This is a genomic window from Pseudomonas sp. Sample_20 (assembly GCF_004307585.1).
In the GTDB taxonomy this organism is placed as follows: Bacteria; Pseudomonadota; Gammaproteobacteria; order Pseudomonadales; family Pseudomonadaceae; genus Aquipseudomonas; species Aquipseudomonas atacamensis.
Genome location: NZ_RCOA01000107.1, coordinates 1 through 9,051, shown reverse-complemented (window position 1 = coordinate 9,051; position 9,051 = coordinate 1). Strand labels below are relative to the sequence as shown.

Here is a 9,051-nt window from a genome sequence, read left to right as displayed (position 1 = left end):
TCCCGCAGCGAAGGAACCCGAGCCTGCGAGGGCCGAACGTAGGAGCAAGCCTTTTCGGTTACCTTTTTGGCGTTTGAAAAAGGTGACTCGCCGTAAGGGCGAAACCGCCAGCCGCCACACCCGCAGCAACGGATATTCACCCCCCCCCCAAGAACACGGTCGGCCCAAAGGCCGCCGAGTTCACCCAGCCCCAACCCGAGGCTTGGGAAACAAATTATCGAGAGTCTCCAACAACCTCACGTGATAAATCGGCTTGCGAAACAGATCCAGCACCTGCAACCGCAACATATCGCTGACATCCTCCATATCCGCATGCCCCGACATCACAATCACCGGCAAATGCGCCCGCGACGTATGCTCACGCAACCGCCTGATCAACGACATGCCCGACTCCTCCGGCATACGCAGATCAGTAATCACCAGAGCAATATCCGGATGCCGGGTCAGATGATGCAGCGCGAGCTTCACCGACGTCGCGGTATGACAGACAAACCCCTCCCCCTCCAGCAACTCCGCCAATTCCAGCAACGCGTCTTCTTCATCATCAACCAGAAGCAGCTGTTGGCGGGACGACGAAGACGCGTTCATAGGCAATACCTGAATACTGAAAGGTAAATCCAGTGTAGTGCGATATCAGCCAGGTGCAGTATTCACAAGATCAAGGCGTTGGCCGAGTCACAGCCGTACCATCGAGCGAGGTCAGAATATTGTTGAAGATCGCCAAGACCCTGTCTCCAAGCGGAGTGACGAACGCCACAACCACCACAGCCACCATCGCCACCACAATCGCATATTCGATCGCCGAAGCACCCTCTTCACTGCGGGCAAACGCGCGAGCCTTGGCGATCACATAATCAAAAGTCATACGAAACATAGGTCCACTCCTTCGCGCCTCTGGCGCCGACATCACCACCGCGGCAAGGTTCCACCGTGCCACCTGAGCATTGTCAACAAACCCCCGCCCAACAACTGTAAGAACGCATTAATCACAAAGCATTAATCCCATCGTTTTTCCGCCGTTTCCGGCTGTTAACTGGCCAGATTCATACTTTGGTACGGTTATTTCGCCTGTCATTAATGGCGCTTTTGCTTGGATCAGCTAGCTTGGAAATAGCGAAATAGTTGCATGTTCATAGCTGCCGAAGCAGTCCGCCTTTCGCAAGCAAATGCAATCGGTTGTGCAGCAGGAAAGGGAGAGCCGTCATGAACAGTCGCGTCACCATGGGCCTAGCCGCGTTGCTGTTGCTCGGCGCGGTTTTTGTCGGTTACTGGGGGCTGGTGCTCAGTCGTCAGCCGGCCCCGGTCGCCGAGGCGCCCGTCGCCCCAGCGGTCAGCATTGAACAGACTGTCGCGATTGCCGAAGACCAGACCCGCCAACCGGTAGTAGTGCTGCTCCATGATGTAGCGCCGTTCACGCCGTTGACCGCCGCCGATGTGACCGTGGAAAAACTGCGCAGCGCGCCGGCCGGCAGCCTGACCAGCATTGAACAAGCAGTCGGCCGCACGCCTTGGCGCCACCTCAGCGCCGGCACCTGGCTGAATGACGAAAGCTTCCAGGCTGGCGGTGCGCTGGCGCGGATGATTCGCCGCGACGAGCGCGCACTGACCGTGGCCGTCGATGAAGTGATCGGTGCCGCCGGGCAGTTGCTGCCGGGCGATTACGTTGACGTGCTGCTGTATCTGCGCGAGGACGCGAGCAATCTGCAGCAGTCGGCGCAGATCGCCGTTCCGGCCCTGCGCGTGCTCGGGATCGGTGATCAGTACGGCCTGACCAACGACGGCCAACCGGCATCGCCGAGCCTCAGCGCCGAAGAAAAACTCAAACAGGACCAGCGCCGCATCGCCGCACGCACCGTGGTGCTGGCGGTGCCGGAACAACTGCTCAGCCGCCTGATGCTTGCCACTCAAGTCGGCACCTTGCGCCTCGCGGTGCGCAGCAGCGAAGAACAGCGGCTGGCCAAATATTGGGCCGGCGAAGCGCAATCGCCCGCGCACCTGGATCGCGCCAACAGCCAGCTTTTTCAGTTCACTCAACTCGCCCTGGGCAGCGCGCAAAGAGCACCTGCCACCGCCAGTGCCGGCGCGGCGCCCAGGCCTGCGGTGGAAATCATTCGCGGCAACCAGATCAGCCAACAAACCCCATGACTGCGCAAGGATTCACGTGCATGCAGAGTCGACTCAGACCGACATTGAAACCGGCGCTCCGGGCCTTGCTGTTGTTGGGATTGACGATGGATACCGCCCTCGCGGCGGTGGGCAATTGCTCGGCACTGCCGCGCCTGCCCTCGGTGATCGAGATCGGTGAAGGCTTCCAGCAAGACATGCAGTCACCGGTGGCAATCACTCGGCTGGCAGTGGGCGATCCGAAAATTGCCGACGTGCATGCCAATGGCGGTTCGTCCTTTTTGCTCACGGGCGTCGGCCCCGGCGCGACCAGCCTGATGGTCTGGACCGCCTGCTCGGCGCAGCCGCAGCAAGCCATGGTCTTCGTCCAGGGCGCGGCGACCACGGCGCTGACCAGCAGCGTGCCGTCCGACGATCCGACCCTGCCATCGCAGGTGCAGACCGACATCCGCTTCGTCGAAGTCAGCCGCACCAAACTCAAGGAAGCCACGGCGTCGCTGATCGGCACGCGCGGCAATTTCCTGTTCGGTTCGCCCGGCACGCTGCCACCGATTGACGGCGTGCCGCAGCCGCGCCTGCCGGTGGATAACTCGCTGTTCAATTTCTCCTGGGTCGGCGGCAAGACCATGGCGATCATCAACGCCCTGGAAACCAGCGGCTTCGCCTACACCCTGGCGCGGCCGAGTCTGGTGGCGTTGAACGGGCAGAGTGCGAGCTTCCTGGCCGGCGGGGAAATCCCGATTCCGGTGCCCAGTTCCGGCAGCGACAGCGTGTCGATCGAGTACAAGGAATTCGGCATCCGCCTGACCCTGACGCCAACCATCATCGGCCGCGACCGCATCGCGCTGAAGGTCGCCCCGGAGGTCAGCGAACTTGATTTTGCCAACGCGGTGAACATCGCCGGCACCACCGTTCCGGCGCTGACCATCCGCCGCACCGATACCAGCGTATCGCTGGGCGATGGCGAAAGTTTCGTCATCAGCGGTTTGATCAGCACCACCAACAGTTCGCAGGTGAACAAGTTTCCCGGCCTGGGCGACATTCCCATCCTCGGCGCGTTTTTCAAGGGTTCGCAGATCAAACGCGAAGAGCGCGAACTGCTGATGATCGTCACCCCGCATCTGGTCCAGCCATTGGCGGCGGATGCGCGCCTGCCGTCGTTGCCGGGGGAGAAACTGCGCAATTACGACCCGAACTTCTATCGCATGTTCTTCCTTGAGAACGGCAACTTCGACAAGCGCAGCGGGTTGTCGCAATGAACCAGAATCTCAGTCAGACCTTCCTCGCCATCACCCGCAACAGCACCGATCTGGAATGGCTGCAAAGCGCCCTCGCGCCACTCGGCCAGGTGATCAGCGCCGGTGCCGGCAGCCTCGACGAACTGCTCGCGCTGGTCGATGTAACGTTCGCCAATCTGGTCTTCGTCGGTCTCGACCGCGAGCATGTCGTGGCGCAGAGCGCGCTGATCGAAGGTGCGCTGGAAGCCAAGCCGATGCTGGCGATCGTTGCTCTCGGCGACGGTATGGACAATCAGCTTGTGCTCAATGCGATGCGCGCCGGTGCGCGGGATTTTGTCGCCTATGGCTCGCGTTCCAGCGAAGTTGCCGGGCTGGTGCGGCGCCTGAGTAAGCGCTTGCCGGCCGTTGCGCCCAATACCCAGCTCGGCGGGCTTACCGTGATGTACGGCGTGCAGAGCAGTTCCGACGGTGCCTTGCTCGCCAATCACATGGCCATGGTGGTGCAGAAGAGCGGCCAGCAAACCTTGCTGCTCGATCTCGGCCTGCCCCGTGGCGACAGCCTCGCGTTGTTGGGGCTGGAGAGTTCGTTTCACTTCGGCGATGCCCTGCGTCATTTGCGCCGCCTCGACGCGACGCTGATCGACAGCGCATTCACCAGCGCCGACCACGGCCTGCGCATTCTTGCCTATGCCAACACTGACGAACCGCTGGAAACCACCAGCGCCGCCGAGCTGTACATGCTGCTCAGCGCCTTGCGCCAGCACTTCCAGCACATTGTCGTGAACCTCACCGGGCAGGCCGACAGTGAAGCGTTGCGCACCTTCGTCAGCCATTGCGACAAACTGCTCTGGTACACCGACCAGAACGTCCTCAACTGCCGACGCAACCTCGCCGTGCTCAACCAGTGGCGCGAGAAAGGCATGAAACTCGAGCACGGGCGCTTGCTGATCGATCGCTACCTGAACAACGTCGCGCCGGATGCCGAGACCCTGGGCAAGACCTTCAATCTGGAAGTTATCGCCGTGCTGGCCTTCAGTCCCGACGTGCGCCTGAACGCGAAAAATCAGGGCGTCAGCCTTTTCGAACTGGCGCCCCGGGAAAAACTCACCCAGAGCCTGCGCGCCCTCGGCGAGCGTCTGGCCAAGCGTTCCGAAGGTCTGAGCAAACCGAAAGTCACCTGGTTCGATCGTCTGCGAGGCCACTCATGAGCGCAGAAAAACTCTTTGGCGCGACGCCACGCGGAGCGATCGGCAACAGCGATCACGAAGGCCTGAAACTGGTCCTGCACCGCTACATCATCGACGCCATCGAAGAGTCAGGGAAAAACCTGCTGGAAGGTTCACGCCAGCAACTGGCGCAGTTCGTCACCGACAAGGTCGCCGAATACATCGCGCGCTTGCACCTGGCGATTTCGCGCTACGAGATGGAGCGCCTGGGCGAGGAAATCGTCGACGAACTCACCGGATTCGGCCCACTGGAAGTCCTGCTGCGCGACCCGTCGGTGACGGAGATTCTGGTCAACGGCCCGCACCGGGTGTTCATCGAGCGCGACGGCGTACTGCATCAAAGCGATCTGCGTTTTATCGATGCGCATCACGTCGAGCGGGTCATGCAGCGCATTCTTGCGCCGCTCGGGCGCCGCCTCGATGAGTCCTCGCCGATGGTCGATGCGCGCCTGCCCGATGGCAGCCGGGTCAACGCGATCATCCCGCCGATCGCCCTCGACGGCCCGTGCCTGTCGATCCGCAAGTTCCGCAAGGACATGCTCAAGAGCACCGACCTGATGGCGATGCAGACCATCGATCTGGCGATTTTCGAATTCCTGCAGAACGCCGTGGGCAGGCGCTGCAACATCCTGATCAGCGGCGGCACCGGCACCGGCAAGACCACGCTGTTGAACATCCTCAGCCAGTTGATCAACCCGCACGAGCGGCTGGTGACCATCGAAGACGTCGCCGAACTGCAACTCGGCCATCCGCATGTGGTGCGTCTGGAAACCCGTCCGCCGAATGCCGAGGGTCATGGCGAGGTCAAGGCCAGCGACCTGATTCGCAACGCCCTGCGCATGCGTCCCGACCGGATCATTCTTGGCGAGATCCGAGGCGTCGAAGTGGTCGACGTGCTCACCGCGATGAACACCGGCCACGACGGTTCGATGAGCACCGTGCATGCCAACAATGCCCAGGACGCGTTGCTGCGTCTGGAGACTTTGGTCGGGCTGACCGGGCGCTCGATCGCCGAACGCACCTTGCGCCAGATGATCTGCGCCGCCCTCGACGTGATCATTCAACTGACACGCATGCCCGACGGTCGGCGCTGCGTCAGTGAAGTGGTGGAAGTGGTCGGCATCCGCGAGGACGTCTACGTCACCAACACCCTGTTCCGCCTCGACCGCCGCACGGGCTTTGGCTTTGTCCGCGAAGCGGTCAACCCGGCCGGCGACAAGCTGCGCCACGACGCTCACCTGGGCTGACCGCGAGGAGCATGCAGATGCTGGGACCGATCATTCTCATCGCCATTTGCCTGATGCTGCTGGGGCTGTCGATCTATCTGTTCCTGCAAGGCCTGCGCAAGACCGCGACGGAGAAAGTCCTCAATCGACTCGCCGCCGGGCAACCGCAACTGGCCGTCGAGCAGACCAGGTGGGTGGGACTGGAACGGATGTTTTTACGTGCTGGACTGGGTCGGCCGAGCGAGCGTTTCGGTCTGTGGCTGAGCCTGTGGGCGGCGGCCATGGGCCTGGGATTTCTGCTCGGGAGCTGGGTTGGTTTGCTGATCATGTTGCTCGTCCCGCCCGTGGCGTTGCGGCTGTACATCGCCATTCGCTACCGACGGCGGATCCGCCGCATGATCGAACAACTGCCGCAATTGCTCGACCACACCGTGCGCAGTCTCAAGTCCGGGCGCACGCTGAGCGATGCGGTGCTGGGCGGCATCGAGGCCAGTGAAGATCCCTTGAAAGCGGCCATGGGCCGGGTACAGCGCAACGTGCAACTGGGGGTGAACTTGCCTGACGCCGTCAGCGACTTTGCCGAACTCTACGAGCAGGACGAATTGCGCATGTTCGCCCTCGGCCTGAAGGTCAATCACCGCTACGGCGGCAATGCCAGTGAGCTGCTGGAGAATCTGATCAAACTGATCCGCGAGCGCGACCAGGGCGCGCGGCAGTTGCGCGCACTGACCGGGGAAACGCGCATGACCGCTTGGGTTTTGGGTTTGCTGCCGTTGATTCTGGTGAGCTACTTCATGCTGACCAACCCCGGCTACATGCTCGGCATGTGGCACGACGAAAGCGGCCAGACCATGCTGCTCAGCGCCGCCGCGTTGCAGGTGCTGGGCAGTCTGGCGCTGTGGCGCATGTTGCGGAGCGTTTGAAATGGTCTGGCTCGCCGCGCTGTTATTGTTCCTCGGTTCGCTGCTATTGCTGGGCAATCACCTGCTCACCGAGCGCCGCCGCGTGCGTCAGGTGCATCAGCGCTTGCATGGCCAATTGGTCCGGGAAAACCGTTTCGGCCATTGGCTGCGCGCACTGGGCAACAGCCGTTTCGGCCGGGGCTCGGTGAGCATCGACAGCGAAACCCAGACCCTGCTCGGCCGCCTCGGCTGGCGCCGCGCCAACGAACGCGCGCTCTTCGCCGCCTGCCAGATCGGCACGCCGCTGCTCGCTCTGGGGCTGGCGATCTTTTTGCAGGAAGTGTTTTTCCCGCAGACCAGCCACCGCTGGATGGCGCCGATGTTCGCTGCGGGCGGCGGCTATCTACTGCCCAAACGCCTGCTCGCCTACGCCGCCGCCCGCCGACAGAAAACCATCGCCGTGGAAATCTCCACGTTCATTCCGCTGCTGCGCATCCTCTTTGAATCCGGCATGGCCGTGGAACAAGCGCTGCGTGTGCTCAGCGTCGAAGCGCAGAAACTGCTGCCGGAGCTGACCAGCGAACTGCGCCTGATCCTCAGCCGCGTCGACTCGGGTCTGGAGCTGGGTCAGGAGCTGAACAAGACCGCGGTGATGCTCGCGGTGGACGAATTCACCGACACCTGCGTGATCCTCCAGCAACTGATCCACCAGGGCGGCGGTGCGATGAAATCACTGCTGGCGCTCAAGCAATTACTGGACGACCGACGCCTGACCCGGCTGCAGGAATACATCTCGAAAATGTCGGCGAAGATGTCGGTGGTGATGATGCTGTTTCTGTTTCCCGCCCTGCTGATCGTACTGGCCGGCCCGGGCTTCACCGCCATTGCCCGCGCGTTCGCAAACTGACCTTGGCTCATGGAGAGCGTTTGATGAAAGTACTGATAGTCATGGCAAGTCTGTTGCTGCTCAGCGGCTGCGCCACGGATGGCCAGGCGCCGTGGACCTCGCTGCTGTCGCCTTCCAGCTGCAGCAAACTCACGTCGGAGCAGGAACTGTCGCTGAACCTCGCCGATGATCTGGCCAGCGACGGCAAGCTCCACGCCAGCCTCGCCAACTTGCAAAGCCTGCCGGATAACCTCAGCGAAGTGCGCCTGCGCAAAGCCAAGGTCTATCGCCTGCTCGGTCGCAGCGAAGCCGAGCCGCTCTACCGCAGCCTGCTCGGCGGCTGCCTCACCGCCCAGGCCGAACATGGCCTGGGCCAGGTCTACGCCGCCCGTGGCGACAACGGCCAGGCCCAGGCCCACCTGCAACGCGCCGCGCGCCTGGCGCCCACCGACGAAAAAATCCGCAATGACCTCGGCGTGGTCTACCTCAACCAACTGCGCCTCAACGAGGCTAAATTCGAATTCCTCACCGCCATCGAACTGAGCCAGAACAATCAGTTGGCGACGCTGAACATGGTCACCCTGCTGCTCTACCAGAACGACTGGCCCCAAGCCGCGGAAATCGTCAGCCGCTCGAAACTGACCCCGGAACAATTCACCGAAGCGCAGCAACGCGCGGAAAAACTCAAAGCCCCGGCCCACGCCAAGGCCACACCCGGCGACCGCGTCGCCGCCTTCATCGACCCGCTACCGCCGACGCTCGAATAGGAGACAGCCATGACCCTCCGCAAAGGCCTGTGCTACCTGACCCTGCTCACCCTGTCCCTCAGCGCCCACGCCATCGACACCGGCCCGGCCTCGGCGCAACAACAGGAAACCGAAGGCTGGCTGGTCCTGCAAAGCCGCAACAAAGCCGCCTCGCCGAAATCTCAGAGTGCAACAGCCACCGAACGCGAACTGGCGATGCAGCGCTGGCTGAAGAAATACCAGTACGAGATTCCGGATTTTTACGATCCGGATGCGGGCGGGAAGATCGAGAGCAAGAATTAGTTTGTTGGTGCGCTTAAAGGCCCCTTCGCGAGCAAGCTCGCTCCCACAGTCGACCGCGTGCTTTCGGTGGGAGCGAGCCTGCTCGCGAAGAACGATAACGCGGTCGCAGGTCAGTTCTGCGGATCAACCCGATCCAGCGCTCGATTCACCGCCAGCTCGGCCAGCATGACAATCTGCTGAATCGCCAACGCCGTGCTGCGCTGAAACCCGCTCAACTCGCCAGCGAAATTACTCGCCATCGCACTCGCTGACGCCAGCGACTCACAGGCATGCGCCAACAGGCTTTCGGTATCGACATTGGGCACCACCATGAACAGCGTGCTGGGCGGGTGCGGTTTTGCGGGTTCGGGGCAGAGATAGAAATCGAGCGCGCGTTTTATCGCTTCGCGGTTTTTCACCA

The 9,051-nt window shown here is 62.1% G+C and carries 11 protein-coding genes; 8 read left to right on the top strand and 3 right to left on the bottom strand.

Features of this window, described 5'->3' with window-relative positions; genetic code table 11:
- Window positions 1-180: 180 nt before the first annotated feature.
- Both D8U70_RS21400 and D8U70_RS21395 read right to left on the bottom strand, forming a co-directional pair.
- On the bottom strand, window positions 181-588 hold the full coding sequence (locus D8U70_RS21400) for a response regulator (protein WP_130927031.1): 408 nt from the start codon (window positions 586-588) through the stop codon (window positions 181-183).
- Between the two features lie 70 nt (window positions 589-658).
- Entirely contained in the window at window positions 659-865 is a 207-nt protein-coding gene (locus D8U70_RS21395) for a Flp family type IVb pilin (protein ID WP_041480746.1), read from the bottom strand.
- A gap of 338 nt (window positions 866-1,203) precedes the next feature.
- Here D8U70_RS21395 and cpaB point away from each other — a divergent pair, with 338 nt between their 5' ends.
- The 8 genes from cpaB to D8U70_RS21355 are packed head-to-tail and all read left to right on the top strand — an operon-like array spanning window position 1,204 to window position 8,651.
- Window positions 1,204-2,145, top strand: coding sequence for a Flp pilus assembly protein CpaB (cpaB, locus tag D8U70_RS21390; protein WP_130929667.1), 942 nt, complete (start codon window positions 1,204-1,206; stop codon window positions 2,143-2,145).
- Window positions 2,146-2,165: 20 nt separating this feature from the next.
- Window positions 2,166-3,383, top strand: coding sequence for a type II and III secretion system protein family protein (locus D8U70_RS21385; protein WP_073471824.1), 1,218 nt, complete (start codon window positions 2,166-2,168; stop codon window positions 3,381-3,383).
- Window positions 3,380-4,570, top strand: coding sequence for a pilus assembly protein (locus D8U70_RS21380; protein WP_122508649.1), 1,191 nt, complete (start codon window positions 3,380-3,382; stop codon window positions 4,568-4,570). Before D8U70_RS21385 ends, D8U70_RS21380 begins: the two co-directional genes overlap by 4 nt.
- Window positions 4,567-5,835: a CpaF family protein gene (locus D8U70_RS21375; RefSeq protein ID WP_024011443.1), complete on the top strand. Its 1,269-nt coding sequence runs from the start codon at window positions 4,567-4,569 to the stop codon at window positions 5,833-5,835. Before D8U70_RS21380 ends, D8U70_RS21375 begins: the two co-directional genes overlap by 4 nt.
- A gap of 17 nt (window positions 5,836-5,852) precedes the next feature.
- Entirely contained in the window at window positions 5,853-6,737 is an 885-nt protein-coding gene (locus tag D8U70_RS21370) for a type II secretion system F family protein (protein ID WP_122508648.1), read from the top strand.
- 1 nt (window position 6,738) lies between these two features.
- Window positions 6,739-7,623, top strand: a complete 885-nt coding sequence (locus tag D8U70_RS21365; protein WP_024011441.1) for a type II secretion system F family protein — start codon at window positions 6,739-6,741, stop codon at window positions 7,621-7,623.
- A gap of 23 nt (window positions 7,624-7,646) precedes the next feature.
- Window positions 7,647-8,369 carry a tetratricopeptide repeat protein gene (locus D8U70_RS21360; RefSeq protein WP_130929666.1) on the top strand — a complete coding sequence of 241 codons (723 nt, stop codon included), beginning with the start codon at window positions 7,647-7,649 and terminating at the stop codon, window positions 8,367-8,369.
- A 9-nt stretch (window positions 8,370-8,378) separates the two neighbouring features.
- Complete coding sequence (locus D8U70_RS21355; protein WP_130929665.1) at window positions 8,379-8,651, top strand: DUF3613 domain-containing protein; 273 nt, start codon at window positions 8,379-8,381, stop codon at window positions 8,649-8,651.
- A 110-nt stretch (window positions 8,652-8,761) separates the two neighbouring features.
- Here D8U70_RS21355 and D8U70_RS21350 read toward each other — a convergent pair.
- The coding region (locus D8U70_RS21350) for a DUF6124 family protein (RefSeq protein ID WP_130929664.1) at window positions 8,762-9,051 on the bottom strand (290 nt) is incomplete at its 5' end.

What these genes read in the sequence shown, in the direction of transcription:
- D8U70_RS21385 (WP_073471824.1), top strand. Translation starts at nt 2,166, where the DNA reads ATGCAGAGTCGACTCAGACCGACATTGAAACCGGCGCTCCGGGCCTTG.
- D8U70_RS21395 (WP_041480746.1), bottom strand. Translation starts at nt 865, where the DNA reads ATGACTTTTGATTATGTGATCGCCAAGGCTCGCGCGTTTGCCCGCAGT.
- D8U70_RS21400 (WP_130927031.1), bottom strand. Translation starts at nt 588, where the DNA reads ATGAACGCGTCTTCGTCGTCCCGCCAACAGCTGCTTCTGGTTGATGAT.
- cpaB (WP_130929667.1), top strand. Translation starts at nt 1,204, where the DNA reads ATGAACAGTCGCGTCACCATGGGCCTAGCCGCGTTGCTGTTGCTCGGC.
- D8U70_RS21355 (WP_130929665.1), top strand. Translation starts at nt 8,379, where the DNA reads ATGACCCTCCGCAAAGGCCTGTGCTACCTGACCCTGCTCACCCTGTCC.
- D8U70_RS21375 (WP_024011443.1), top strand. Translation starts at nt 4,567, where the DNA reads ATGAGCGCAGAAAAACTCTTTGGCGCGACGCCACGCGGAGCGATCGGC.
- D8U70_RS21360 (WP_130929666.1), top strand. Translation starts at nt 7,647, where the DNA reads ATGAAAGTACTGATAGTCATGGCAAGTCTGTTGCTGCTCAGCGGCTGC.
- D8U70_RS21365 (WP_024011441.1), top strand. Translation starts at nt 6,739, where the DNA reads ATGGTCTGGCTCGCCGCGCTGTTATTGTTCCTCGGTTCGCTGCTATTG.
- D8U70_RS21380 (WP_122508649.1), top strand. Translation starts at nt 3,380, where the DNA reads ATGAACCAGAATCTCAGTCAGACCTTCCTCGCCATCACCCGCAACAGC.
- D8U70_RS21370 (WP_122508648.1), top strand. Translation starts at nt 5,853, where the DNA reads ATGCTGGGACCGATCATTCTCATCGCCATTTGCCTGATGCTGCTGGGG.